Consider the following 24,954-nt stretch of genomic DNA (forward strand, 5'->3'; position numbering starts at 1 on the left):
AATGGTGCCACGCGCTCACCGCGTCGCCGGGCACCTGGTGGAGCGTGGTTTTCGTGTTTGTGCCGTCGGCGCCGTTCTATGCCACAGTGGTCGCATGAAGCTTCGTAACCCGCTCATCGCCTCCCTCGCGATCGCCGGTGCGGGCGCGCTGGCCTGGATCGCCCGCAGCAAGCGCCCCCAGCTGCCCGAACCCGCCGCCGAACCGCCGCGTCTCGGCTACTCCCGCAACGGCTCCGCGCCGGCCCCCGTCGCGGAGACCGGCGCGAGCTGAACCCTCAGCGGCTCACGGACTTCTTGTACTGCACCTGAGCCAGCGGCACGAAGATCAGCAGGATCAGCCCGATCCAGATCAGCGACGTGGCCACCGGATGCTGCATCGACCAGGCCTCCGAGGTGGGGGCCAGCGGGCTGGTGTTACCGAACAGCTGACGCACCGACTCGGTGACCGCCGACATCGGATTCCACTCGGCGAACACGCGCAGCGGGCCGGGCAGGTCGTTGATCGGGACGAAGGCGTTGGACAGGAACGTCAGCGGGAAGATCACCATGAAGCTGGCGTTGTTGAACACCTCAGGCGCCCGCACGAGCAACCCGACCACGGCCATCATCCACGACAGCGCGTAGGCGAACAGCAGCATCAGCAGGTACGCGAGCACCGCGTCGAGGAACGACCCACGAATACGCCAGCCGACGATCAACCCGGTCAGCGACATGACGACGAGGCTGACCAGGTTGATCACCACATCGCTGATCGTGCGCCCGAACAGCACCGCCGAGGGCGCCATCGGCAGCGACCGGAACCGATCGATGATGCCCTTCTGCATGTCTTCGGCCAGGCCCGCGCCGGTGAACGAGGCACCGAACACCACGGTCTGGACGAAGATGCCCGCGATCAGGAATTCGCGGTAGCCGCCTTCCAGCCCCGGCACCTTGATGGCCGAGCCGAATACGTAGGCGAACATCAGCACGAACATGATCGGCGACATGGTCGTGAAGATCAGCACGTCGGGCACGCGCTTGATCTTGATGACATTGCGCTTGGCGATCGTGAGGCTGTCGCTGACCACCATCGCCAGCCGCTCTTCCAGGCTCGGCCCGGTCACCGGTGGTGTCTTGTCGATCGAGACGCTCATCGGCTCTGTCCTTCCTTGGCGTCCGCCTTCTCGGCATCCCCCGCCACGAGTTCTTCGGCCTCGTGCCCGGTGAGGGAGAGGAATACGTCGTCGAGCGACGGCCTGCGCAGCGCGACGTCGTTGATCTCGACCTTGTGCTCGGTGAGCCTGCCGATGGCGGTGACCAGGTCCTGGGAACCGTCGGCCACGGGCACGGTGATCTTGCGCAGACCCGGTTCGATGTGGATTTCGCCGTCGGCCAGGCCGCTGAGCACCTGTTTGGCGTCGGTGAGCTGGTCGACGGTGGCGACGGTGAGTTCGATGCGGTCGCCGCCGACGAGCGCCTTGAGTTCGTCGGCGGTGCCGCGGGCGATGACGGTGCCGCGGTCGATCACCGCGATGGAGTCGGCCAGGCGGTCGGCCTCCTCCATGTACTGGGTGGTGAGCAGCAGGGTGGTGCCGCCGGAGACGAGTTCCTCGATCACATCCCACAGATCCAGGCGGGCGCGTGGGTCGAGGCCGGTGGTCGGCTCGTCGAGGAACAGCACCGGCGGGTTGGCGACCAGCGCGCCCGCGAGGTCGAGGCGTCTGCGCATGCCGCCGGAGTAGCCCTTCACCGGGCGGTCGGCGGCGTCGGTGAGCCGGAAGCGTTCGAGCAGCTCGCGGGCCCGTTCCTTACTGCGCTGCGTGCCGAGGTGATAGAGCCTGCCGACCATTTCGAGGTTCTCGAAGCCGGTCAGATACTCGTCGACGGCGGCGTACTGGCCCGACGCGCCGATGCGCGAGCGCAGCGCCTGCGGATTGTTGATGACATCGACCCCGGCGACGGTGGCGCGGCCTTCGTCGGGAACGAGCAGAGTGGTGAGTACACGGACAGTCGTGGTCTTTCCCGCGCCGTTCGGGCCGAGAAGTGCGGTGACGGTGCCTTCGGGGACGGAGAGATCCAGCCCGTCCAGTGCGGTGAGCTGTCCGTACCGTTTGACCAGCCCCTCGGCGACGATTGCGTCGGGCATGATTCTCCTGGATGTCGTAGTTCGCGAACCCTTGGTGGCCTCAGTATTGCCCCACCCACCGACAAGTCGCATCCTCACTTCGGGTGGTTCCTGATGTCAGATGTACAAATTTGTTCGACATGCCGATTGCATGCGACACGCGGCGAATCGGACTGATTTTTGGGCGATGCGGCGACGGACCGGCCCGGAATCGGGGTGGCCGCACATCGCCGCCGACGAGAACATGTTCCGCGCGCGCGAGGCGTAAAACCTTGCGTACCAGCGACTTCGGGTGTTCGTAAGAGGTTTGTGATGTCTCACAACCCTGCGGCGACCGCGCTGCGGCTGCGGTCGACGGCCCCATGACGGGCCGCGACACGAAAAATTCTCGGAAACTGATCCGTTGCGCGTACACGATTTCCGCGCGGATCGCGTAGGATCGTTCACGTCGGCCCCTCCCCCCCGGGCCGACCCTACGCGGGCCTCGGCTAACTCCCCCCCTTCGCCGAGGCCCGCTCCCCATTTTCCGGCAAGGTGCAGTTCCATCGCCCGGCAGCCGGGTTCAGGCCACGCGACGCGGCCACGAGAACAGCTAGTGATCCTCGTGGCCGGCGGGCGCTTCGGCCCCCTGTTCGGCCACTGTGCGCCAGGCGGTAGCCAGCCGGGCCGCACGGACCTTCCCGGCGACCCCGAGCAGCGGCGCGTCCCGCTCCCAGCGCTGCCGGATCTCCTGATCCACCCGGTCCCAGTGCGGCTCGAGTTCGGCGAGCAGCGCGGCGCAGCGATCGAAGACGCCGGCGAGCGCGATATGCACGCCCGCCGATGTGGCGGGCTCGGTGCTGAGGCCACGCACGGCCGCAAACAGCGCCAGCAGGGCCGTGAGCGCGTCGGCGGGCCATTGCGCTTGCCGGGCTACCCGCACGAGCTGACCGAGCACAGCGGCGAGCACATGCAGGTCTTCGACGGTGCGGAACGGCTTCAGGTAATCGGCGTACCCGTCACCGGGCAGGGTTTCTCCCGGCGCGTCCGCGAAACCGACGGTGGCGTGCGGGATCTCCGGCGCGAACGGCAACGGCGGCAGCGGGGTCACCTCCGCCCGCGGTCCGGCCGCGACGAGCACGGCACGCAGGTCCGGCTTGCCGTCGGAATGTGTACCCGCACGGGCGATCACGAGGAACCGGGTGGCGAAGGTACCGAGGGTGGCGAACGATTTGGTGCCGGTCACCATCCCGTCGCCGGTGACGGTCGTCGTCATGGCCGAGGGTCGTGCTCCGGTGGCCTCGGTCGCGCACATCGAACTCAACTCGTCGGGGGCGAGCGTGGGCACCAGCGCGTGCAGCGCTTCCTGGTACCCACCGAGGAACGCCGAACCCAATGCGACACTGTCGAATCCGGCGACAGCGGCGCGGTCGACAGAATTGGTGAGATCCGCGCAGCGAGCGCGGTGATGTGCCCAATCCGCCGCGAAATCCGCCGAATCGGCGGCGCCGGGGGCGGCGGTGAGCAGGAAATAGAAAACCGAGGAATTCACAGAAGTGGAGCCTAGGGGAATCGAACCCCTAACCCCTGCCTTGCAAAGGCAGTGCTCTGCCAATTGAGCTAAGGCCCCTTACCGGTGGTGTACCGGCTGGCAACCCGAATCAGCGGGTGGTGACCTCACGCCAGAGATCGGCTTCGTCGCGCTTGCGGAATTTGGTGATACCGATGAGAACCGCGATCACAACACCGACCGTGAGGACAATCTTCATGATTCCCACCCTACTGTGATGTTCGGGAGTGGGCCTAGGAGGACTTGAACCTCCGACCTCTTCGTTATCAGCGAAGCGCTCTAACCGCCTGAGCTATAGGCCCGAACTCGATTCCGATCCCCTGCCGGAGCAGTGAACCGCAACGAGACACGAGGTTACCTTACCCGCCCGCCGATAACCAAAACGGCCGGTCAGAGCCAGTTTCCTGGTCCGACCGGCCGTGCCGGAAAACGCGTGTTCCTAGTCCGGATCGGCCAGGGTCACCTGGATGCCACCGACCAGATCGCAGCACTGGTTGTAGATGAACACACCGACCGTCGCCAGCGCGGTGAACAGCACCACGTTGATGAGCCCGATGACGCCCGCGTACCCGAAGATCGTGCCCGCGTCGATCAGGCCGCCCGAGCTGCCCTCCTGGTTGAACATCTCGCCCAGCGAGTTGTCCAGGTTGTCCCACACACCCATGCCCGCGAGCACGATGTAGAGCAGGCCGACAGCGACCATCCACACGAAGAACAGCGCGACACTGATGACCAGGGTGATCTTCAGCGTCGACCACGGGTCGATGCGACGGATCTGCACCGTCGCGCGCAGCGGCTCACCCGACGCGGCGGCCGCGATGGCCACCGGAACGGCGGGTGACACCGGGCCCGAGGCGGCCGCGGCCCGCGCCGACGGTCCGCTCGGCGGCTGCTGGGGAGCCATCGGCAGCCCGGTGTTGGCCATCGGCAGATCCGACCCCGGATGACGCACATCCGATAGATCGGGCATGTCCTTGACCAGCTCGGGACGCGCGATGCTTCGGGTCGGCCCGTCGATACCGACGGACTTCACCATCGCGGCTTCCTTGCGCGCCGCCTTGGCCGCCAGATCGGCGGTGGTGCGCGCGTTGGACGGACCGCTGCCCTTGAGGCCACCGCCACCCTGACCACCCGAGGACGGGCGGCCCTGGCTCGGCGCCTCACCCGGGCGGTACAGGTTGGACTGCGGTTCCCGCTGCGGCAACTGCGCCCAGCCGTCCTGGTAGGGCGATTTACCCTTGCCGTTGCCCGAGCCGTTGGCAGGCCCGTTCGGCTCGGTACCCATCCGCACGGTGGCCTGGTCGAACGATTCGTCCCCGGCGCCACCGGATTCCGGTGCCTTGGCGCCTTCGGCCGCACCCTGACGTGGGATCGGCCGCGGCTGGATCGGAGACGAGGCGACCCGCTCGGTGACGCCGTTGGTCTGGTTCCGATCGTCGTTCGACTGATTCGGTGTGGTCAATGGAATCCTCAGATCCGTTCGTTGCCGCCGCTGGTTGGGTTATTGCTCCGAGGCCGCGTCGCCGATGAGCTGATCGGGATCGGGCTCGTCGGCGTTGCGCGCGATCGCTAGCAAGGTATCGCCATCCGCGAGGTTCATCAATCGCACGCCCTTGGTCTGGCGTCCGGCTTTGCGGACCTGCTTGGCCGCGGTGCGGATGACGCCACCACTGGAAGTGATCGCGTACAACTCGTCCTCGTCGTCGACGATGAGCGCACCCACCAGGCTGCCACGCTTCGGATCGTATTGGATTGTCAATACGCCTTTTCCGCCGCGACCCTGCGCGGTGTACTCCTCGATCGCCGTACGCTTGGCATACCCACCGGCGGTCGCGACCAACAAATAGGTGTCCGGGCGGACCACATTGAGCGAGAGCAATTCGTCGTCGGTGTTGAACCGCATGCCCTGTACGCCGCTGGTGGCGCGGCCCATCGGGCGCAACGCCTCGTCTGTCGCGGAGAAGCGGATCGACTGGCCGTGCGCCGACACCAGCAGCAGGTCGTCGTCGGAGGAGCACAGCACCGCGCCGACCAGCTCGTCGTCGTCGCGCAGGTTCACCGCGACGATGCCGCCGGAACGGTTGGAGTCGAAATCGGTGAGCTTGGACTTCTTCACCAGGCCCGCGCGGGTCGCCAGCACCAGGTACGGGGCGTCCTCGTAGGTCTTGAGCTGGATGATCTGGGCGATCTTCTCGTCCGGCTGGAACGCCAGCAGGTTGGCCACGTGCTGGCCACGCGCGGTGCGGTTGGCCTCGGGCAGCTCGTAGGCCTTGGCCCGGTACACCCGGCCCTTGTTCGTGAAGAACAGCAGCCAGTCGTGGGTGGAGGAGATGAAGAAGTGCTTGACGATGTCGTCCTGCTTGAGGCCGGCACCCATCACACCCTTGCCGCCGCGCTTCTGCGAGCGGTACAGGTCGGTCTTGGTCCGCTTGGCGTAACCGGTCTCGGTGATCGTGACGACCACGTCCTCGCGGGCGATCAGGTCCTCGTCGGCCACGTCGCCGTCGGCGGCGATGATCCGGGTCCGCCGGTCGTCGCCGTACTTCTCGACGATCTCGGCCAGCTCGTCGCGCACGAGCGCGCGCTGGCGCTCCGGCCGCTCCAGAATGTCTTTGTAGTCGGCGATCTCGAGTTCGATCTTGGCCAGATCGTCGACGATCTTCTGCCGCTCCAGTGCCGAGAGGCGACGCAGCTGCATATCGAGGATGGCGGTCGACTGGATCTCGTCGATGTCGAGTAGCTGCATCAGGCCGGTACGCGCGGTGTCGGTGTTGGCCGAGCGGCGGATCAGGGCGATGACCTCGTCGAGCAGGTCGAGCGCCTTCACCAGGCCGCGCAGGATGTGGGCCCGCTCCTCGGCCTTGCGCAGCAGGTAGCGGGTGCGCCGGACGATGACCTCGAGCTGGTGGTTCACGTAGTGCCGGATCATCTGATCCAGGCGGAGCGTGCGCGGCACACCGTCGACGATCGAGAGCATGTTCGCGCCGAAGCTGGTCTGCAGCTGGGTGTGCTTGTAGAGGTTGTTCAGCACCACCTTGGCCACGGCGTCGCGCTTGACCGTCACCACGATGCGCATGCCGACACGGTCGGAGGACTCGTCGTGGATATCGGAGATACCCGCGATCTTGCCGTCCTTGACCTGCTCGGCGATCGAGTTGACGAAGTTGTCGGTGTTCACCTGGTACGGCAGCTCGGTGATGACGATCGTGGTGCGGCCACGCGCGTCTTCCTCGATCTCGACCACACCGCGCATGCGGATGGAACCGCGACCGGTGGTGTAGGCGTCGTGGATGCCCTGGCTGCCGACGATCAGGCCGTGGGTCGGGAAGTCGGGGCCCTTGACGCGTTCCATGCACGCGGCGAGGGTGGATTCCTCGTCGGCGTCGTAGTTCTCCAGCGACCAGTAGATGGCCTCGGCCAGCTCGTTCAGGTTGTGCGGCGGGATGTTGGTCGCCATACCCACGGCGATACCGTTGCTGCCGTTCATCAACAGCGCGGGCACGCGCGCGGGCAGCACGGTCGGCTCCATCGAGCGACCGTCGTAATTGGGCACGAAATCGACGGTCTCGCTGTCGATATCGCGCAGCATCTCCATCGCCAGCGGGGTGAGACGGCACTCGGTGTAACGCATGGCGGCCGCGCCGTCGTTGCCTCGGGAACCGAAGTTGCCCTGGCCGTCGACCAGCGGGTACCGCAGCGACCACGGCTGGGCCATGCGCACGAGGGTGTCGTAGATCGACGAGTCGCCGTGCGGGTGGTAGTTACCCATGGTCTCGGCGACCGGACGCGCCGACTTCACGTAACCGCGATCGGGGCGGTAGCCGTTGTCATACATGGCGTAGAGCACGCGCCGGTGCACCGGCTTGAGGCCGTCGCGCACATCGGGCAGCGCGCGGCCCACGATCACGCTCATCGCGTAATCGATGTAGCTGCTCTGCATTTCGTTCTGGATGTCGACCGGTTCGATCCGGTCGCCCGCACCGCCGGACGGTGGCAGCGTGGTCTCAGTCATCGAATCTCCTTAGAGGGCTGATGTGTTCGCGGGCGCGCGGTGGCGCAGCACCGTTCACACATCGAGGAAGCGAACGTCCTTGGCGTTACGGGTGATGAAGCTGCGACGTGCTTCCACGTCCTCGCCCATCAGCACGGAGAACAGCTCGTCGGCCGCGGCGGCGTCATCGAGCGTCACCTGACGAAGCACCCGCACCGACGGATCCATGGTGGTTTCCCACAGCTCCTTGGCGTTCATCTCACCCAGACCCTTGTAGCGCTGGATGCCGTCGTCCTTGTTGATCTTCTTGCCCGCGGCCAGACCGGCCTCCACCAGCGCGTCGCGCTCGCGGTCGGAGTAGGCGAACTCCGGCTCCGAACGCATCCACTTGAGCTTGTACAGCGGCGGCTGGGCCAGGAACACGTGGCCCTGCTCCACCAGCGGACGCATGAAGCGGAACAGCAGCGTGAGCAGCAGCGTGGCGATGTGCTGACCGTCGACGTCGGCGTCGGCCATCAGGATGATCTTGTTGTAGCGCAGCTTGGCGATATCGAACTCGTCGTGGATACCGGTGCCGAACGCGGTGATGATCGACTGGACCTCGTTGTTCTTGAGGACGCGGTCGATGCGGGCCTTCTCGACGTTGATGATCTTGCCGCGCAGCGGAAGAATCGCCTGGTACATCGAGTCGCGGCCGGACTTGGCCGAGCCACCGGCGGAGTCACCCTCGACGATGTAGATCTCGCACTTGCCCGGATCCTTGGAGCGGCAGTCGGCCAGCTTGCCGGGCAACCCGCCCAGGTCGGTCGCCGACTTGCGGCGTACCAGCTCACGCGCCTTACGGGCGGCCATCCGGGCCTGCGCCGAGGACACCGCCTTCTGCACGATGGTCTTCGCGTCGGCCGGATTGGCCTCGAACCAGTGCGTGAGGTGCTCGTTGCAGGCGCGCTGCACGAACGACTTCACCTCGGTGTTGCCGAGCTTGGTCTTGGTCTGGCCCTCGAACTGCGGCTCGCCGACCTTCACGCTCACGATGGCGGCCAGGCCCTCGCGGATGTCGTCGCCGGTGAGGTTGCCGTCCTTCTCCTTGAGGAGCTTCTTCTCCTTGGCGTACTTGTTGACCACCGTGGTGAGCGCCGCGCGGAAACCCTCTTCGTGGGTACCGCCCTCATGGGTGTTGATCGTGTTGGCGAAGGTGTGGACCGACTCGGAGTAGCCCGAGTTCCACTGCATCGCGACCTCGAGCTCGTGGCCGGTGCCCTTGCCGGTGAAGCCGACGACCGAGTTGTGGATGGCCGACTTGGTGCGGTTGATGTGGCGGACGAAATCCACCAGACCGCCCGGGTAGTGGTAGGTGCGGGTCTTCACCTTGTGCTCGACCGCCTGGGCGGCGACCTCGTCGGCGTGCTTGGGCGCCTCGGCCGTCTCGCTGACCACCTCGTCGGTGACCTCGGAATCGCTCACCCGCTCGTCGGTCAGGGTGATGGTCAGGCCCTTGTTGAGGAACGCCATCTCCTGCAGACGGCGCGCGACCGTCTCGAAGTTGTAGGTGGTGGTCTCGAAGATCTCCGGATCGGCCCAGAACCGGATGGTGGTGCCGGTGCGGTCGGTCGGCTCGCCCTGGACCAGCTTGCCGGGCTTGGAATCCTTGTAGACCTGGGTCCAGTGGTAGCCGTCGTTGTCGATCTCGGCTTCCAGCTTGCTCGACAGGGCGTTCACCACGGAGATACCGACACCGTGCAGACCACCGGACACCGCGTAGGCGTCGGAGTCGAACTTGCCGCCGGCGTGCAGCTGGGTCATGACGACCTCGACGGTCGGAATGCCCTGCGCGTGCATGGCGGTGGGGATACCTCGGCCGTCGTCGACGACCTCGACACCACCGTCGGCCAGCAGCGTCACGTCGACCCTGGTCGCGTGGCCCGCCATCGCCTCGTCGACCGAGTTGTCCACAACCTCCCAGATCAGGTGGTGCAGACCGCGTTCACCGGTGGAACCGATGTACATGCCAGGGCGCTTGCGCACCGCCTCGAGGCCTTCGAGGACCGTGATGGACGAGGCACCGTAGCCCGAATTGTTGCCCGATGCGTTGGAGTCGTTGGCAGCCACTTGTCGGTAGCTCTCCTTACTTGCTGATCCCTGGCGCGGACAGCTCGCAAGCGGCTGCACAACACGCGCGTCGAGGGTTCGCCGCTGGTTACGTCACCATCCTACTGGTAAGGCCAACTTACAGTGCACCTACGACACCCCTGACGTCGCCGTGAATGCGAGAACTCGAGCTGGCCCGCCTCCCCGCGTATCTCGGCCAGATTCGGAAGCGTGGAGACGCGATGGCGCGGCAAGCTTCGGGAAGTGGGCACGTTGGCCCGTGCCCGGTGAGTTACCCATGTTCTCGCGAGTGCGGTCATCGCCTTTCGAAAGTTATCCACAGGTTTTGTCCACAGGCTGCGAATCTGGGGATCGAAGCGGCGGTGCCGCAACGGAACTCGCACCGGTGACCGCCCGGCTACCCGTAGGTGTCGCGCGGGCCGCGGCCTTTGATGTGGCGTTCGCCCTTGCGCCAGCTCGGCGCCGCCGGACCCGTGATCCGCAGGGAGGTGACCACGCCCTGCCCGACCGCCGCGTTGATCTTGGCGAGAATCTGGCTCTGCAACATCCGCAGCTGGGTGGCCCAGGCCGTGGACTCGGCGGCGATCTTGAGCACGCCGTTCTCGAGGGTCACCGGGGTGGCGTGTGCGGCGATGTCCTCACCGACCACGCTCGGCCAGCGACCGAAGACCATTCCCTCGGCAACCTTGCCTGACCAGCCACGATTCTTCGCGATGGAGCCCGCGAGCGCGGACAACAGCTGGGGATCGCGGGCGTCGGGGCCCGCACCGGACCAGCCGCTGCGGCGGCGTCCGCCCGCGCGCAGCTTGCGCACCGGCGACGCCCGACCCTGCCCGACCGACTTGCCGCTGGCCTTGGCCGCGGCCCGTGCTTCCTCGAGGGCGCGGCGGGCCAGATCGATCCCGCGCAGTTCCGCTTCCGGCTCGTCCTGCACGCGGTCCCACCTTCCGGTCTCGAGGCTCATCGGTCGGTTCGGGAGTCTACGCCGGGTGCCCGACAGAGCCGTCGCGCACCGATGTGGCATATGTCCAGCATGTCCACGGTTTTCCACAGGGCCTGTTGATAACTATGGCTGGCTGTGCATATCTTCGGCCACGATCCGTGAGGTTCGCCGGTCCGCGTCGCCCTCGGTCTGCACCCGCAGCGGCGCGGCGGCCAGTTCGGCGGGTACGTCCTCGGCGACCGCGGCGGTGATGAGTACCTGTTCGGCACCCGCCGCCACCTCCGCGAGGGCGGCCCGGCGGCGCCGGTCCAGTTCGGCGAACACGTCGTCGAGCAGCAACACCGGTTCCGCGCCGGTGTTGCGCAACAGCTCGAACGAGGCCAGCCGCAGCGCCAGCGCGAACGACCACGACTCGCCGTGGCTGGCGAACCCCTTCGCTGGCGCGCTGCCGAGCAGCAGTTCGAGATCGTCTCGATGTGGGCCTACCAGGCACACACCGCGGTCGAGTTCACGGCTGCGCGCGGCGGCCAGTTCGCGCAGCACGATCTCGCGCACCTGGTCCACGTCGTCGGGTTCGGGAGCCCGCGCGGGATCGAGCAGGTCGGGCGGAAGGTATCCGGAGCGGTAAGCGATTGCGGCAGGGCGTGATTCGGGCGCGATCGACCGATATGCCTCTGCCAGATAGGGATACAGGTCGTGCACCAGGCGCAGCCGCTGGGTGAGCAACACCGACGCATGCTCGGCCAGGTGCCCGTCCCACACGTCGAGCGTGCTCAGGTCCGAGCGCGAACGCACCTGGCGCCCAGCGGTTTTCAGCAGCGCCGACCGTTGGCGCAACACCTTGTCGTAGTCGGCGCGCACACCGGCCAGCCTGGGCAGGCGGGCTGTGCACAACTCGTCGAGGAACCGGCGCCGCTCCCCCGGGTCGCCACGGACCAGCGCGAGGTCCTCCGGCGCGAACAACACGGTCTGCAGGATGCCGAGGATCTCACGCGACCGGCGCACCGGCGAACGGTTGATCTGCGCTCGGTTGGCGGCACCCTGCTTGAGCTCCACATCCACCCGCAGCTCGCGGCCTGCGTTCACCACGGTCGCCCCGATCGCGGCCTGGGTGGCGCCCATGCGGATCAGCGGCGCGTCGGCGGAAACCCGGTGCGAGCCGAGCGTCGCCAGATAGCCGACCGCCTCGAGCAGATTGGTCTTCCCGTTGCCGTTCGCCCCGAGCAGGACGGTGCGCCCTGGGGACAACTCCAGCTCGGCGTGTTCCCACGAGCGGAAATCACGAACCGACAGCGCACGGATGAACATGTGCGGTGCGGCCCCGCTCAGCCGGGCAGCCGGACCGGCATCAACAGGTAGATGTACTGGCTCTCCAGCGCCGCGAACGCACCGGACTCGAGCACCTTGGGCTCCTCGTCGGAGGCGGGCAGCAGCACGGCGGGACGGCTCGGCGTGGTGAAGCCGAAGGTGACCCGGTCGGCGTGCAGCGCCGACAGACCCTCGGTGAGGTATCCGGGGTTGAACGCGATGGTCAGCGGCTCACCACGGAAATCGGCCTCGAGCCATTCCTCGGCGCGGCCCGCGTCGTCCCCACCGGCCGACAGCAGTACACCGTCTGTGGAGAACTCCAGGCGCACCTGGGCGCCGCGCTCGGCCACCAGCGCCACACGCTTGATCGCCTCCGACAGCGCCGACACCGGCAGCGTGGCGATGGAGGTGTGCTCCTTGGGGAGCAACTGGCGGAACTTGGGGAATTCCGCGTCGAGCAGGCGGGTGGTGGTTCGCCTGCCCGCGTTGACGATGCCGAGCAGACCGTCGGCGCCGTTGCCGTTGCCGAGCGAGAGCTGCACGGGCGCGGAGGCGGTGCCGAGCGTCTTGGCAGCCTCGGACAGCGTGCGGGCGGGGATGAGCACCGCGGTCTCGATGTCGGGGCGCGTGGGCTGCCACTGCAGGTGGCGCACGGCGAGGCGGAAGCGGTCGGTGGCGGCGAGCACCACGTCGTTGCCCTCGATCTCCACCCGGATACCGGTGAGCATGGGCAGCGTGTCGTCACGGCCGGCGGCGACGGCGACCTGACCGACGGCCTCGGCGAACACGTCGACGGTGAGTTCACCGGTCTGCTGGGGCACCTCGGGCAGTTGGGGATAGTCCTCGACCGGCATGGTCGGCAGGGAGAACTTGGCGCTGCCGCAGGCGATGAGCACACGGGTGCCGTCGACGGATACGTCCACCGGCTTGTTCGACAGTGCCTTGGTGATGTCGGCGAGCAGACGGCCCGAGACCAGGACCTGCCCCGGACCGGCGACCTCGGCCGCGACACGCATCTGCGCGGAGACCTCGTAGTCGAATCCGGAGACCGTCAGGCCGTTCTCGTCGGCCACCAGCAGGACACCACCGAGAACCGGCACGGGAGGCCGGGACGGGAGGCTGCGGGCCACCCAGGCCACCGACTCGGCGAAATCCTCTCGGGCGACCCGAAACTTCATGCTCGCAAGCTCCATCGCCCGATTTGTCCTCTCCGAGTTTCGAATCCGTATGCGGGTGTGTTCAGCGGAGTTGAGGTGCTGCGTCGGCCGCGCACTGAGTCTCGCACAACCTGCCGACAACCAAACGGTACCCGGACAACGCGCGATCTCCGCATCGACCCTCTAGGAGTTCCGCGCGTCCTGATCCCGTCCCTGTTGTCCTTGCCTGCCTGTGAGTGAACCACCGACGGAGCCGAGCCCTCCCGACCGAGTTTCCACACACCCTGTTTTAAAGAGATCTCTCTATGAATGAGAACTGAAGTAGTAGTAGGCACTGTGGAATCTGTGGAGTTCCGCCATTTCCGCAGCTCAGAGGGCTTGGTGGCATGGGGATGGCCGTGGAGTGACTCGAGGATGAATCGGCGGTGTCTGTGGACACCCGAAGTTGTCCCAGATCCATCCTCGAGTAGTCCTCGAGTTGTTCCACCGATTTCACCTACTTGTTCACACCCTGACCAAGGGTGGTGACGAACCGGTGGATTCCTCGAGGAGTCCACAAGAAGTCCTCGAGGAATCCACAGGCCGGATCCGGCGCCGCCGCAGGTCAGTGGCACTCACAGGCTGTTGGTGGAGGAACCTGTGGACGATGTGCACAACTGCCTGTGGGTAGATGCTCCCCAGATCGCTCCCCAGGCCTGTGTGTGAACCGGTGCACAACCGGTGGATTCCTCGAGGAATCCACAGGGATTCCACAGGGCAAAAAAGAACACCGCCCCAGCTCAGGGCGGTGTTCGGGGTTGGGGATGAAATCAGCGGGAGCGCTGTTTGATTCGGGCTGTGAGTTCTTGGACCTGGTCGTACACGCGACGCCGTTCGGTCATCTCCTTGCGCACCTTCTTCTCCGCGTACATGACCGTCGTGTGGTCGCGGCCGAACGCCTGCCCGATCTTGGGCAGCGACAGATCTGTCAGCTCACGGCACAGGTACATCGCGATCTGGCGCGCCTGCGCCAGCGGACGCGCCTTACCCGGCCCGGTGAGCTCCTCCAACGTCGTGTTGAAGTACTCGGCGGTGACCGCCATGATCGTGGCCGCGTTGATCTCGAGCGCGGCGGTGTCGGGCATCAGGTCCCGCAGCACCACCTCGGCCAGCGACAGGTCCAGCGGCTGCCCGTTGAGCGAGGCGAAGGCCGTCACCCGGATCAGCGCGCCCTCCAGTTCGCGGATATTGCGCTCCACCCGGCTCGCGATGAGTTCCAGCACGTCATGGGGCACGTCGAGCCGGTCCATCCTGGCCTTCTTGCGCAGGATGGCGATGCGGGTCTCGAGTTCGGGCGGCTGCACATCGGTGATCAGGCCCCACTCGAACCTGGTCCGCAGCCGCTCCTCGAGGGTTGCCAGCTGCTTGGGCGGACGATCCGAGGACACTACGATCTGCTTGTTCGCGTTGTGCAGGGTGTTGAAGGTGTGGAAGAACTCCTCCTGGATGCCTTCCTTACCCTCGATGAACTGGATGTCGTCGACCAGCAGGATGTCGGTCTCGCGGTAGCGGCGCTTGAACGCCACCTTGCGGTCGTCGCGCAGGCTGTTGATGAAGTCGTTGGTGAATTCCTCGGTCGACACGTACTTCACCCGCATGCCGGGGAACAGCCGTTGCGCGTAGTGACCGGCCGCGTGCAGCAGGTGCGTCTTGCCCAAACCCGAAGCGCCCCAGACGAACAGCGGGTTGTAGGCCCGGGCAGGCGCCTCCGCGATGGCCACCGCGGCGGCATGGGCGAACCGGTTCGACGCGCCGATCACGAACGTCTCGAAGGTGTACTTCGCGTTCAGGCTTGCCGAGGACGACGACTGCGGCGGCGCCTCGGGCGACTTGCTGAAATAGGTCGGCCAGTTGTTACGCGCGTCGACCACCGGCTCGTCGTCGACCGGTTGAGCGCCTGGGGTCCCCGGGCGCGGCGGCTCCGGCGCGGTATCGGCCGGTGTCTCCTCGACACGCGCGGCGGCCGGCTCCTCCTGCGGTTGCGGCCGTCGCGGCGCACGTGCGGGCGGATCGGTACCGAACAGGGTTTCCTGCCCGGAATGATCGCGCCGCGACGATCCCTGCTCGCGCCTGCCCTGGGGCGGTTCGGGGGCGCGCTGTTCGGGACGGGCACCACGGAAGTCGGGGCGGCCGGCGAACTCGCCGTTGAAATCGGGAACGGGATAGACAGCCGTCGGCTCGAAATCGGCGCCGGGGAAATCCTCACCGCTGTACTCGCCTGCCTTGTACTCCTGGGGCTTGGCGTACTCGGGAGCCTGCTGGTACTCCGGTTGCTGCTGGTAGTCGCCCTGCGGCTGGTACTCCGGCTCGGCCGGGTACTCGCGCGGCCCGGCGTATTCGGCGCGCTCGCCGTACTCACCGGCCTGCGCCGGGAACTCGCGGCCGCCGAAGCTGCTGCCGTACTCACCGTCGCGCTGGTAGTCGGGAGCCTGCTGCTGGTAGTCGTTGCCGTACTCGCCGGAGTTGCCGTTGTAGTCGTCGGCGCCGTAACGCGGTCGGCCGTAGTCACCGCGCTGGGGATAGTCGGGCACGCTGAAATCGGGGCCGGGGTAGCCGGCCGGCGGGCGAACCTGCTCACGCGGACGCTCCGGACGGCTCGTCATCCTGGCGTGCCGGGGCGAACTGCCCGTGCGCTCCCCCGCGGCCGGGCTCGGCGCGGCGATGCGCACACCGAGTCCTTCCACCTGCGGCCCGAGTCTGCGACCGAGCGAACGCAGGATCGGCTCGCGCAGATCGCGCTCGATCGCTTCCTGTGCCAGCGACGACGGAACGGACAGCAACGCGAAACCCTGGGCGACGGTGAGCGGTTTCACCAGCTTCAACCAGGCCTGCTGGGCCCGGCTCACCGCGGGAATGGCGCCGTCGGCCGAGCCGGTGGTGAGTTCGGCGACCACCTCCGGCCACACTGTGGCCAGCACGTTCTGCTCGTCGTCCATGCAGCGTCCTCCCCGGACCGGTTTGTTGGGCCAACGGCCGCCGAGCACGCCAGCGCAGCACCTGTGACCAGGTGCGATCGGCGTGATCGAAGCGAACAACCGAAGCCGGTTCGAACGCCGTGCGGTCCCGGGATCGGACTTGGCGAGGGCACCGTCGGCCCTACGAATATGCCACTCCGGCCGTCTTTCCACACAATTATCCACAGATGTGGACAAACCTGGGGATAGAGGAATTCTGCCAGCGTGTGGCAGTGAAAGGAGCTGGACCTGCGGTTCTTCAGCAATCCCCCGGCTACAGAGGCTAGCCGCAAGGCGCCCGCGACGCCAGAGGTGTGGAGGAACTCACGAAAAGTTGCTGTCCGCGTCAGTGACGCCCGGGCGTGTCGCCGCAGGTCGGCTCGCCGACCGTCGGCCACGACCAGCGGGTAATCTGGATCCCGGTACTCGTCCCGACCCTATCCGGCCCGGATGTTTGCCGACCGTTTCGCCCCATGTGGGCCGAATTTGACCCTGTATGGGGCGATCAGTACCCTCATACAGTCACCCCTTGGCGCGGTGGCGGCTGTGCGCTGCACGCTGATCGCCAAGGCACTCTGTGCGTAGACCGCGGTCCGCAGCGCAGAATCCGAATCACCGAAAACTTCGGGTACCTCACCGGTGCCCACCAACTCGAGGAGTGTTGACCGTGGCCAAGGGCAAGCGGACGTTCCAGCCGAACAACCGTCGTCGGGCGCGCGTGCACGGCTTCCGCCTCCGGATGCGGACCCGTGCGGGCCGCGCCATCGTTTCGGCGCGTCGCCGTAAGGGCCGCTCCGAACTGACTGCCTGATCGCGCGTAGTCGGACGCTCGGGTGTTGCCTGAGCCGTATCGGTTGCACCACCGTGCTGATTTCTCCCGCACGGTGCGCCGCGGTCAGCGAATCGGGAGGCGAGATCTCGTCGTACACGCGTTCACGCACACGTACGACGATGTCGCCGACGGCGATTCCCTGGTCCGCGTAGGCGGTCCTCGGTTCGGGCTGATTGTCAGCAAGGCGGTGGGTAACGCGGTGGTTCGCCACCGGGTGGCCCGCCGCCTGCGTCATATGTGCGCCCAGGTGATCGATGACCTGCCCGCCGATACCGATGTCGTGATCCGGGCCCTGCCCGGTGCGGCTACCGCCGACTCCGCCGAGTTGCTGCGCCAGCTGCGCGCCGGACTCCGCAAGCTCGGCTTGCACCGGGTTCCGGCGGCCGCGCTCGGTCGCACCTCGGCCGGTGAACGGTGATGCGCACGCTCGCTCGGTTACCCGCGAACGCGCTGATCTTCCTGATCGAGCTCTACCGCACTTATGTCTCCCCCACCCGGATGCCGATCTGCCGCTTCACCCCCACGTGCAGCGAGTACGCGGTGACCGCCCTGCGGACCCGCGGGCTGGTCGTCGGATCGGTACTGACGGTCGTTCGCCTGGCCAAATGCGCGCCCTGGCACCCTGGGGGGTGGGATCCCGTGCCGGAGCGCGGGTCGAATGCTTTCACCAAGTCATCGCCCGCGCTGATCGGCGATACGAACGACGGGAGTACCTAGAGCCGTGCTCGACATCATCTACTGGCCGGTATCCGCCATCCTATGGTTCTGGCACAAAGCCTTCGGCTTCGTGTTCGGCCCCGACAGCGGGCTCACCTGGAGCCTCGCCGTGGTGTTCCTGGTCTTCACCCTCCGGCTGGTGCTGTACAAGCCGTTCGTGAAGCAGGTCCGCACCACGCGGCAGATGCAGGAGCTGCAGCCCCAGATCAAGGAGCTGCAGAAGAAGTACAAGAACGACCGCGAGACCATGGCGCGGGAGATGCAGAAGCTGCAGAAGGAACACGGCTTCAACCCGCTCATGGGCTGTCTGCCGGTGCTGGTGCAGGTGCCGGTGTTCCTCGGTCTGTTCCATGTGCTCCGCTCGTTCAACCGGACCGGTCACGGCTGGGGTCAGCTCGGTTTGACCGCCGAGGAAAACGCCAACATCGGCAACTACATCTTCAGCGCCACCGACGTCCAGTCGTTCCTGAGCGCCCGCATCTTCGGCGCCCCGATCGCGGCATTCATCACCGCGCCGGTGAGTGAGCTGCAGGCATTCGCGGACTGGGGCGGCACGCCGACCCGGATGAGCATCGCGCTCGTCGCCGTCCCGCTGATGGTGATCGCCGGTGTGGCGACCCACTTCAACGCTCGCGCTTCCGTCGCCCGCCAGACCCCCGAGGCCGCGGCCAACCCGCAGGCCGCCATCATGAACAAGCTGTCGCTGTGGGTCTTCCCGCTCGGCGTGATGGTCGGTGGCCCCTTCCTGATGATCGGCATCCTGCTCTACTGGGTGGCCAACAACATCTGGACCTACGGACAGCAGCACCTGGTGTTCGGCCGGATGGAGAAGGAAGAAGAGGCCAAGAAGCAGAAGAAGCTCGAGCTGCGGGCGCAGAACGCGCCCAAGCCCGGTGCCAAGCCGGTCGACGTCCGCAAGAAGCAGGACGCGCCCGCCGACGAGTCGCCCTCGGCGAACGGCACCGCGGCGAGCAACGGCACCCCGAAGCAGTCGGCCAAGCAGGGCGGCAAGCGTAAGCCCGGCGGGCAGCAGCGGCCGGGAAACCGTGGCCGCGCGAACCAGAAGCGTAAGCGCTGAGACGCGACCGGATAGAGGGAAATCCAATGACTGTTGAGACCCAGACCGACGGAGGGGACGCCACCGTGTCGACGACTGTGGACGTCGTGAACGACGCCGAGGAGGCGTTGATCGAAGAGGGCGAGATCGCGGGCGACTACCTCGAGCAGCTGCTGGACGTGCTCGACTTCGACGGCGACATCGACCTCGACGTAGAGGGCGACCGTGCGGTCGTGAGCATCGACGGCGGCCGCGACCTGACCAAGCTCGTCGGCCGCAATGGTGAAGTTCTCGACGCGCTTCAGGAACTCACCCGCCTGGCCGTGCAGCAGGCGACCGGCGTCCGCAGCCGCCTGATGCTAGACGTGGCCGGCTGGCGCGCCCAGCGCCGTGCCGATCTGAGCGAGCTGGGTGTGGCAGCGGCCAAGCGTGTGCTCGAGTCGGGCAAGCCCGAAGCGCTGTCGGCGATGACTCCGTTCGAACGCAAGATCGTGCACGACGCCGTCGCCGAGATCGATGGCGTGGCGAGCGAGAGCGAAGGTGTCGAGCCGAATCGTCATGTGGTGGTTGTGCCGGAGTAGGCTCACACCGCCGCGACCACGCAGGAAGTAGTAAGGCCTCCGGTCCCGGACCGGGGGCCTTATTCATGCCCCGATCACCACCACTGGAGAAGGATGTTTCACGTGGAACGAGAACTGGGTGCGCTGTCCGCCGAACTGGAACCGCCCGCTGCCGCAGCCCGGTTGTTCGGTGACCGCCTGGACCTCGCCCGCCGCTACTGCGCGGCGCTCGCCACCGCAGGCGTGGAGCGCGGGCTCATCGGTCCGCGCGAAGTCCCCCGGCTCTGGGAGCGGCACATCCTCAACTGCGCGGTGGTCGGTGAACTGATCGACGAAGGCGCGTCCGTGGTCGATGTCGGCAGCGGCGCCGGACTGCCGGGCATCCCGTTGGCCATCGCGCGGCCGGACCTTCGCATCACGCTCGTGGAGCCGCTGCTGCGCCGCACGGTGTTCCTGAGCGAGTTCATCGAGGACGCCGGGCTCGATGTCACCGTCGTGCGCGGGCGTGCCGAACAGTCGGGCGTCATCAAGGAAGCCGGTGGTGCGGATGTCGTCACCTCCCGCGCGGTCGCCCCGCTCGCCAAACTCGCGCACTGGTCGCTTCCCCTCCTCCGCGACCACGGGCGCATGCTCGCGCTCAAAGGAACCAGCGCCGCTGAGGAACTCGAGCGTGACGGTGCCGAACTGATTCGCGACGGCGCGACCGATCTTCGCGTCGTCGGCTGCGGCGCCGGGATCGTCGAAATCCCGACCCTCGTCATCAGCGCCGAACTCCTCCCCCGGGCCGAACGACCGAACCGTCGCGGCGGACGTAAAGCCGCTGGCGCGGAAAAGAAGACGAGAAAGCGCAACAACTCCTGAATTGCCACTCCCCCGCTTTCGAATGCCACTCAACGAGTTTCGTACCGTGACGAAATGGGCCGAGGGTGGTTGGGTGCACCTGATTCAGGTCGAATTTCGCCATAGCGACTGGGACGGCAAGAGGTGGGCGCAGGAGTAGCGGACTGCGGCCATGCCTCGACTGCCGTGATGGATGATCGTCAGCGGAACCGGCTCCAGCGCGGAATCTGGTGGGGGCGACGGCCAATGACTCGTGCGGTGTTTCACGTGGAACGCGATAGCGCGTTGTTTCCCGTGAAACAAGCGTCGGTGAAGTGAATTCTGTGCCGCGTTGTGCGTGTCCCGTGCGGCGTGCCGCGATTCAGCTTTCCTAACGGTCCCGGTGCTGGCAAGCTATTGAGGGTCGGCGCGAGTGAGTCCATCTCCTCGAATTTCGAGTTCTCCACCGACGCAGTTTGTTTGTGATGACACGGCGCCGACGTTCGTCGGGGATACGTGATCTGAAGTTCTCGGGTTAGGAGCAATCTATGTCGAGCGGTCCGGCGAATGTTTCACGGGAAACAACGTCGCGGGTCCCGGGGATGCTGGACTCCAGCAGCTTCGACGCGGAGACGTTCGGGAATACTCCTTTCGGGCACATCTCCCCCGCCGAGACCCCGATCGCGGCGGAAGCGCAACGCGCCAGCCAGATTCTGCATCCAGGAAAGGTCACTGTGCCGAAACCCCGCGAGCAACGGATCATCACCATCGCCAACCAGAAGGGTGGCGTAGGCAAAACGACAACGACGGTGAATCTTGCCGCCGCACTGGCGCATCAGGGGATGACCGTCCTCGTCGTCGATCTAGACCCGCAGGGCAATGCGAGTACGGCGCTGGGCGTCGCCCACCACTCCGGTGTGCCGTCCAGTTACGAGCTGCTGATCGGTGAGGTGTCGGTCACCGACGCCAGTCAGCAGAGCCCGCACAGTGAACGTCTGTTGTGCGTTCCCGCCACGATCGACCTCGCCGGTGCGGAGATCGAACTGGTCTCGATGGTCGCGCGCGAAGGTCGGTTGAAGACCGCGATTCGCGACGCCGCCGTCGCCGGATACGACATCGACTACGTGTTGATCGACTGCCCGCCCTCGCTGGGTCTGCTCACCGTCAACGCGCTCGTCGCGGCCAAAGAGGTGCTGATCCCGATCCAGTGCGAGTACTACGCGCTGGAGGGCGTCGGCCAGTTGCTGCGCAATATCGGGCTGGTGCAATCGCACCTCAACCCGGAGCTGCACGTGTCGACGGTGCTTCTCACCATGTACGACGGCCGCACCAAGCTGGCCGACCAGGTCGCGGAGGAAGTGCGCAATCACTTCGGCGACGTGGTGCTCAAGTCGATGATCCCGCGCAGCGTGAAGGTCTCGGAGGCGCCGGGCTACGGGATGACCGTGCTCGATTATGATCCAGGCTCCCGTGGCGCGATGAGCTACATGGACGCCGGGCGTGAGCTCGCCGGGCGCGCCCAGGTTGTCCAGGGCGCGTCGTAGTGCTGGTGTGTTGGAACGAGGAAGGGATCGGTAGCCGATGAGTCAGGCGAAAAAGGGCGGTCTCGGTCGCGGGTTGGCGGCGTTGATCCCGACGGGGCCCGCCGTGGCGCCCGGGCTCAGCAGTTCCGCGGCGAGCGTGATCGGCATCAACCCGATCGGCCCGCAACCGGCCGAGGCTTTCCTGCATCGCGTTCCCGATGCCGAGCCCGCGGAGCCGGAGGAGGATCTGGTCTCCCCCGGCGACGCGGTGTACCGAGAGATCCCTGCGGATCAGATCGAACCGAACCCAAAGCAGCCGCGCTCGGTGTTCGAGGAAGAGGCGCTCGCCGAGCTGGTGCACTCGATCCGTGAATTCGGGTTGATGCAGCCGATCGTGGTGCGTCGACTCGAGCCGGGTGTCGACAAGTTCCAGTTGGTCATGGGCGAGCGCCGGTGGCGCGCATGCCAAGAAGCGGGCCTGGCTACGATCCCGGCCATCATCCGCGATACCGCGGACAGCTCGATGCTGCGCGACGCGCTGCTGGAGAACATCCATCGCGTGCAGCTGAACCCCCTCGAAGAGGCGGCGGCGTATCAGCAGCTGCTCGAAGAGTTCGATGTCACCCACGAGGAACTGGCCTCGCGTATCGGCCGCTCGCGTCCAGTGGTGACGAACATGATCCGGCTACTGAAGCTGCCGATCCCGGTGCAGCGTCGGGTGGCCGCCGGTGTGTTGTCGGCCGGCCATGCCCGCGCGCTGCTCGGTTTGGACGCGGGCGCCGAGGCGCAGGAAGCGCTGGCGGAACGGATTGTCGCCGAAGGTTTGTCGGTGCGCTCCACCGAGGAAGCGGTGACGCTGGCCAACCGCAATCCGTCGGAGGTCGCTCCCCCGGCGCCGAAGCGCAAGCCGATCCACATGCCGGGTCTACAGGAAGTCGCCGAACGCCTATCGGGTTCCTACGACACCCGCGTGACGGTGAGCCTCGGCAAGCGCAAGGGCAAGATCGTTGTCGAGTTCGGTTCCGTCGAAGATCTCGAGCGCATTGTGGCGCTGATGGAGCAAGCCAGCCCTGAAACGTCACTGTGACAGGGACTTCCCAGCCTTTATACATCTCGGAAAGAGGCGGCATTACTGTGGATAGTGATGTGGCGTGAGCGTGGATGAATCGGACAGCTGGAGGCTGAACAGAGCAGTGTCGACCAGCGTCACAGCATTGACCCTCGACGGACTCGATCGGCTTCCGGCGCATACCCGGCGGTGTGTTTTCTGGGAGCTCGATCCGGCTGTCGCCGCCGACTCCCAGTCCTTCAGCGATCCGGTCTTCGAGAAGGAGGCATGGCTCTCGACGGTCATGCTCGAATGGGGATCATGCGGGCAGGTGGCACAGGTTGACAACAACATCGCCGGCTGCGCGCTGTATTCGCCGCCGAGTTCGGTGCCGCGCTCGACCCTGTTCCCCACCTCCCCCGTGAGCCCGGACGCCATCCTGCTGACGACGCTGCAGGCCGAATTCCCCTATGACGAATCCGATGTAGCCCACCGGCTGGTGCAGGCCGTGGTGGCCGATCTGGTGCGTCGCGGTGTGCGGGCGCTCGAGGCATTCGGCATCCGCAATGGACCGCCGTCGAGCTCGGTCGCCGATCGGGGGCTCGGCTCGTCGATGCGGCTCATGGAACGGATCGCCGCTCCCCTGCGCGATCGGGCCTCGACCACCCAGTGCACGCCGGAAACCTGCATGATCGACGCGGACTTCCTCGAGGACGTCGGCTTCGAAGTGGTGGCCCAGCATCACCGCTTCCCACGCCTGCGTCTCGAACTCGACTCCGATCATGGCTGGAAGGAAGACGTCGAGCGCGCCCTCGACCAGCTTCTGGCCGCCGCCGAGATGGCCCCACCTGCCAGAATCGGCGTGCGCTAGCCGACACAAGAAAGCGGCCCCGCCTGCGCGGGGCCGCTTTTGTGGTTTCGGGAGAACATGGGTAACTCGCCGGGGACGGGCTGGCGTGACCCGCTACCTGGTCTGGCCGCCGACGTAAGCCTCACCGCACCTGGGTCTGGCCTGAAACTCCGGGGAGGCGGACGAGACCGGAATTCTCCGGCAGCCGATCCTGGGCCGCCAGTTCCTCGGCGAGCAGTTCGGCGAAGGTGTAGGTGCCGGTGGGCTGGTCGTCCTGGCCGAGCAGGTACAGCCGCTTCACCGAGATGAGGATCGCCTCGGCGATCACGTCCCGCATGCGCGGGTTGGTGAGGATGGAGGCGTCGTATTCGTTGGTGAGGTAGCCCAGGTCCACCTGGACCGTCGGCATCTTGGTGAGGCGCAGCAGATCCCAGGTGCGCTGATGGGTGCGGCAGTCCTGCAGGGACGTGCGGGCAACCACTTCGCGCTGGATGAACCCCGCGAGTACCTGCCCGATCATCGACACCGAACCGTGGGAATTACCGAAGTAGAACCCGGCGACGCCCTGCGCCGACGGATTGTCGCTCATCGCGCAGCGCAACGAGATCATCAGATCGGCGTCGAAAGCGTTGGAGGTATCGGCGCGTTCGGCATCGGTCGGGTTGGCGCCCCACGGACGTGACAGGAACGTCTCCATGCCGGTGGCGGCCATCCGGCCTTCGAGCCGTGAGGCCAGATCCCACAGGATCTCCGACTCGTATACGTCACCGAACTCCGTCGGCACGGCGAATCCCTTGTCGGGGCCGCCGAATCCGGGGTCGATGACGATGCGCTTGCCGGTGAGCTGCGGTCCCGCCCGGTGCACCACCTCTTCCTCGGCGATGCGATGCGGGTTGCCGCCGGTGACGCGCGCGCCGAGCAGATCGAGCGAGCGCAGTGTGTCGGGACCACAGATGCCGTCGGCCGAGAGACCGATCTCGCGCTGGAAGGCGCTGAGTCCCTCGTGGGTGTGCGGACCGAAGTAGCCGTCGACCCGGTGCACGTAGAAGCCGAGGTCCTGCAGCTTGCGCTGCAAGGTGGCCACGTCGTCGCCGTACAGCGGGGCGGACAGCTGGTAGATCAGTGTGCGGGCACCCAGGCGATAGGAGGCTTCCTTCAGCGCGCGATACGTGGCCGGGCCGACGATCCCGTCGACGAGCAGACCACGCTGCTGCTGGAACGCGCGAACCGCCGAGTCGAGCGAGCGGTCGAAGACCACATCGGTGTCCTGCCAGTCGTGCTGGCGATGCAGGAAACCGAGGCTTGCGAGGGTGCTCCGAACCTCTGCGACGGCCGGTCCTGAATCGCCGTGACGAAGTCGGTGCATGCGTAAGAGCCCTTTCCTTCGGCCGGAG

Annotated in this window: 22 protein-coding genes and 2 tRNA genes; 10 read left to right on the top strand and 14 right to left on the bottom strand. The window is 66.5% G+C overall.

Features of this window, described 5'->3' with window-relative positions; genetic code table 11:
- Positions 1–94 precede the first annotated feature (94 nt).
- Positions 95–271 carry a hypothetical protein gene (locus AB0F86_RS16860; protein ID WP_166655808.1) on the top strand — a complete coding sequence of 59 codons (177 nt, stop codon included), beginning with the start codon at positions 95–97 and terminating at the stop codon, positions 269–271.
- 4 nt (positions 272–275) lie between these two features.
- Here AB0F86_RS16860 and AB0F86_RS16865 read toward each other — a convergent pair whose 3' ends face one another.
- The 13 genes from AB0F86_RS16865 to dnaA all read right to left on the bottom strand — a co-directional run bounded on the left by AB0F86_RS16865 (position 276) and on the right by dnaA (position 16,136).
- Complete coding sequence (locus AB0F86_RS16865; RefSeq protein ID WP_356984796.1) at positions 276–1,070, bottom strand: ABC transporter permease; 795 nt, start codon at positions 1,068–1,070, stop codon at positions 276–278.
- Between the two features lie 59 nt (positions 1,071–1,129).
- Positions 1,130–2,125, bottom strand: a complete 996-nt coding sequence (locus AB0F86_RS16870) for an ATP-binding cassette domain-containing protein (protein WP_181698197.1) — start codon at positions 2,123–2,125, stop codon at positions 1,130–1,132.
- A gap of 571 nt (positions 2,126–2,696) precedes the next feature.
- Entirely contained in the window at positions 2,697–3,635 is a 939-nt protein-coding gene (locus tag AB0F86_RS16875; protein WP_356984752.1) for an acyl-CoA dehydrogenase family protein, read from the bottom strand.
- A 5-nt stretch (positions 3,636–3,640) separates the two neighbouring features.
- Positions 3,641–3,713, bottom strand: a tRNA-Ala gene (locus AB0F86_RS16880).
- Between the two features lie 31 nt (positions 3,714–3,744).
- Positions 3,745–3,852, bottom strand: coding sequence for a DLW-39 family protein (locus tag AB0F86_RS16885; RefSeq protein WP_210740150.1), 108 nt, complete (start codon positions 3,850–3,852; stop codon positions 3,745–3,747).
- 29 nt (positions 3,853–3,881) lie between these two features.
- Positions 3,882–3,955, bottom strand: a tRNA-Ile gene (locus tag AB0F86_RS16890).
- 137 nt (positions 3,956–4,092) lie between these two features.
- Positions 4,093–5,115, bottom strand: coding sequence for a DUF3566 domain-containing protein (locus tag AB0F86_RS16895; protein ID WP_181698199.1), 1,023 nt, complete (start codon positions 5,113–5,115; stop codon positions 4,093–4,095).
- 39 nt (positions 5,116–5,154) lie between these two features.
- Positions 5,155–7,665: a DNA gyrase subunit A gene (gyrA, locus tag AB0F86_RS16900; protein ID WP_181698200.1), complete on the bottom strand. Its 2,511-nt coding sequence runs from the start codon at positions 7,663–7,665 to the stop codon at positions 5,155–5,157.
- A 54-nt stretch (positions 7,666–7,719) separates the two neighbouring features.
- The gene (gene gyrB / locus AB0F86_RS16905; RefSeq protein ID WP_067495136.1) at positions 7,720–9,753 is read right to left on the bottom strand and encodes a DNA topoisomerase (ATP-hydrolyzing) subunit B; all 2,034 of its coding nucleotides are present in this window, start codon (positions 9,751–9,753) and stop codon (positions 7,720–7,722) included.
- 397 nt (positions 9,754–10,150) lie between these two features.
- A complete protein-coding gene (locus AB0F86_RS16910) occupies positions 10,151–10,717 on the bottom strand; it encodes a DUF721 family protein (RefSeq protein ID WP_067495133.1) in 567 nt (188 codons plus the stop codon).
- Positions 10,718–10,819: 102 nt separating this feature from the next.
- Positions 10,820–12,004, bottom strand: a complete 1,185-nt coding sequence (gene recF, locus AB0F86_RS16915; RefSeq protein WP_356984755.1) for a DNA replication/repair protein RecF — start codon at positions 12,002–12,004, stop codon at positions 10,820–10,822.
- Between the two features lie 17 nt (positions 12,005–12,021).
- Positions 12,022–13,197, bottom strand: a complete 1,176-nt coding sequence (gene dnaN, locus AB0F86_RS16920) for a DNA polymerase III subunit beta (protein WP_067495127.1) — start codon at positions 13,195–13,197, stop codon at positions 12,022–12,024.
- A 773-nt stretch (positions 13,198–13,970) separates the two neighbouring features.
- Positions 13,971–16,136: a chromosomal replication initiator protein DnaA gene (dnaA, locus tag AB0F86_RS16925; protein WP_356984757.1), complete on the bottom strand. Its 2,166-nt coding sequence runs from the start codon at positions 16,134–16,136 to the stop codon at positions 13,971–13,973.
- A gap of 685 nt (positions 16,137–16,821) precedes the next feature.
- Between dnaA and rpmH the strand changes: the two genes are divergently transcribed.
- From rpmH to AB0F86_RS16970, 9 genes are all read left to right on the top strand, one after another.
- On the top strand, positions 16,822–16,965 hold the full coding sequence (gene rpmH, locus AB0F86_RS16930) for a 50S ribosomal protein L34 (RefSeq protein WP_071932098.1): 144 nt from the start codon (positions 16,822–16,824) through the stop codon (positions 16,963–16,965).
- Positions 16,966–16,987: 22 nt separating this feature from the next.
- The gene (gene rnpA / locus AB0F86_RS16935) at positions 16,988–17,404 is read left to right on the top strand and encodes a ribonuclease P protein component (RefSeq protein ID WP_181698204.1); all 417 of its coding nucleotides are present in this window, start codon (positions 16,988–16,990) and stop codon (positions 17,402–17,404) included.
- Positions 17,404–17,703, top strand: a complete 300-nt coding sequence (yidD, locus tag AB0F86_RS16940; RefSeq protein WP_067495118.1) for a membrane protein insertion efficiency factor YidD — start codon at positions 17,404–17,406, stop codon at positions 17,701–17,703. The genes rnpA and yidD overlap by 1 nt, the downstream gene beginning before the upstream one ends.
- 4 nt (positions 17,704–17,707) lie before the next feature.
- Positions 17,708–18,781 carry a membrane protein insertase YidC gene (gene yidC, locus AB0F86_RS16945; RefSeq protein WP_181698206.1) on the top strand — a complete coding sequence of 358 codons (1,074 nt, stop codon included), beginning with the start codon at positions 17,708–17,710 and terminating at the stop codon, positions 18,779–18,781.
- Positions 18,782–18,807: 26 nt separating this feature from the next.
- Positions 18,808–19,341 carry a protein jag gene (locus AB0F86_RS16950; RefSeq protein WP_067495109.1) on the top strand — a complete coding sequence of 178 codons (534 nt, stop codon included), beginning with the start codon at positions 18,808–18,810 and terminating at the stop codon, positions 19,339–19,341.
- 93 nt (positions 19,342–19,434) lie between these two features.
- On the top strand, positions 19,435–20,181 hold the full coding sequence (gene rsmG / locus AB0F86_RS16955; RefSeq protein WP_356984759.1) for a 16S rRNA (guanine(527)-N(7))-methyltransferase RsmG: 747 nt from the start codon (positions 19,435–19,437) through the stop codon (positions 20,179–20,181).
- Between the two features lie 506 nt (positions 20,182–20,687).
- Positions 20,688–21,683, top strand: coding sequence for a ParA family protein (locus AB0F86_RS16960; protein WP_356984762.1), 996 nt, complete (start codon positions 20,688–20,690; stop codon positions 21,681–21,683).
- Between the two features lie 37 nt (positions 21,684–21,720).
- Positions 21,721–22,749: a ParB/RepB/Spo0J family partition protein gene (locus AB0F86_RS16965; protein WP_067644027.1), complete on the top strand. Its 1,029-nt coding sequence runs from the start codon at positions 21,721–21,723 to the stop codon at positions 22,747–22,749.
- Positions 22,750–22,855: 106 nt separating this feature from the next.
- Positions 22,856–23,581 (top strand): GNAT family N-acetyltransferase, encoded by a 726-nt coding sequence (locus tag AB0F86_RS16970; RefSeq protein WP_181698208.1) that lies wholly within the window; start codon positions 22,856–22,858, stop codon positions 23,579–23,581.
- A 121-nt stretch (positions 23,582–23,702) separates the two neighbouring features.
- On the opposite strand, the gene AB0F86_RS16975 is transcribed toward AB0F86_RS16970, so the two are convergent.
- Positions 23,703–24,926 (bottom strand): N-acetylmuramoyl-L-alanine amidase, encoded by a 1,224-nt coding sequence (locus AB0F86_RS16975; RefSeq protein WP_181698209.1) that lies wholly within the window; start codon positions 24,924–24,926, stop codon positions 23,703–23,705.
- Between the last annotated feature and the right edge of the window lie 28 nt (positions 24,927–24,954).

Source organism: Nocardia sp. NPDC023733 (assembly GCF_040639775.1).
Lineage (GTDB): Bacteria > Actinomycetota > Actinomycetes > Mycobacteriales > Mycobacteriaceae > Nocardia > Nocardia rosealba.

Bases quoted from the DNA above. Each gene is read 5' to 3' on its own strand.
- AB0F86_RS16860 (WP_166655808.1), top strand. From the start codon at position 95: ATGAAGCTTCGTAACCCGCTCATCGCCTCCCTCGCGATCGCCGGTGCG.
- AB0F86_RS16865 (WP_356984796.1), bottom strand. From the start codon at position 1,070: ATGGTGGTCAGCGACAGCCTCACGATCGCCAAGCGCAATGTCATCAAG.
- AB0F86_RS16870 (WP_181698197.1), bottom strand. From the start codon at position 2,125: ATGCCCGACGCAATCGTCGCCGAGGGGCTGGTCAAACGGTACGGACAG.
- AB0F86_RS16885 (WP_210740150.1), bottom strand. From the start codon at position 3,852: ATGAAGATTGTCCTCACGGTCGGTGTTGTGATCGCGGTTCTCATCGGT.
- gyrA (WP_181698200.1), bottom strand. From the start codon at position 7,665: ATGACTGAGACCACGCTGCCACCGTCCGGCGGTGCGGGCGACCGGATC.
- AB0F86_RS16910 (WP_067495133.1), bottom strand. From the start codon at position 10,717: ATGAGCCTCGAGACCGGAAGGTGGGACCGCGTGCAGGACGAGCCGGAA.
- recF (WP_356984755.1), bottom strand. From the start codon at position 12,004: ATGTTCATCCGTGCGCTGTCGGTTCGTGATTTCCGCTCGTGGGAACAC.
- dnaN (WP_067495127.1), bottom strand. From the start codon at position 13,197: ATGGAGCTTGCGAGCATGAAGTTTCGGGTCGCCCGAGAGGATTTCGCC.
- dnaA (WP_356984757.1), bottom strand. From the start codon at position 16,136: ATGGACGACGAGCAGAACGTGCTGGCCACAGTGTGGCCGGAGGTGGTC.
- yidD (WP_067495118.1), top strand. From the start codon at position 17,404: ATGCGCACGCTCGCTCGGTTACCCGCGAACGCGCTGATCTTCCTGATC.
- AB0F86_RS16950 (WP_067495109.1), top strand. From the start codon at position 18,808: ATGACTGTTGAGACCCAGACCGACGGAGGGGACGCCACCGTGTCGACG.
- rsmG (WP_356984759.1), top strand. From the start codon at position 19,435: ATGTTTCACGTGGAACGAGAACTGGGTGCGCTGTCCGCCGAACTGGAA.
- AB0F86_RS16960 (WP_356984762.1), top strand. From the start codon at position 20,688: ATGTCGAGCGGTCCGGCGAATGTTTCACGGGAAACAACGTCGCGGGTC.
- AB0F86_RS16965 (WP_067644027.1), top strand. From the start codon at position 21,721: ATGAGTCAGGCGAAAAAGGGCGGTCTCGGTCGCGGGTTGGCGGCGTTG.
- AB0F86_RS16975 (WP_181698209.1), bottom strand. From the start codon at position 24,926: ATGCACCGACTTCGTCACGGCGATTCAGGACCGGCCGTCGCAGAGGTT.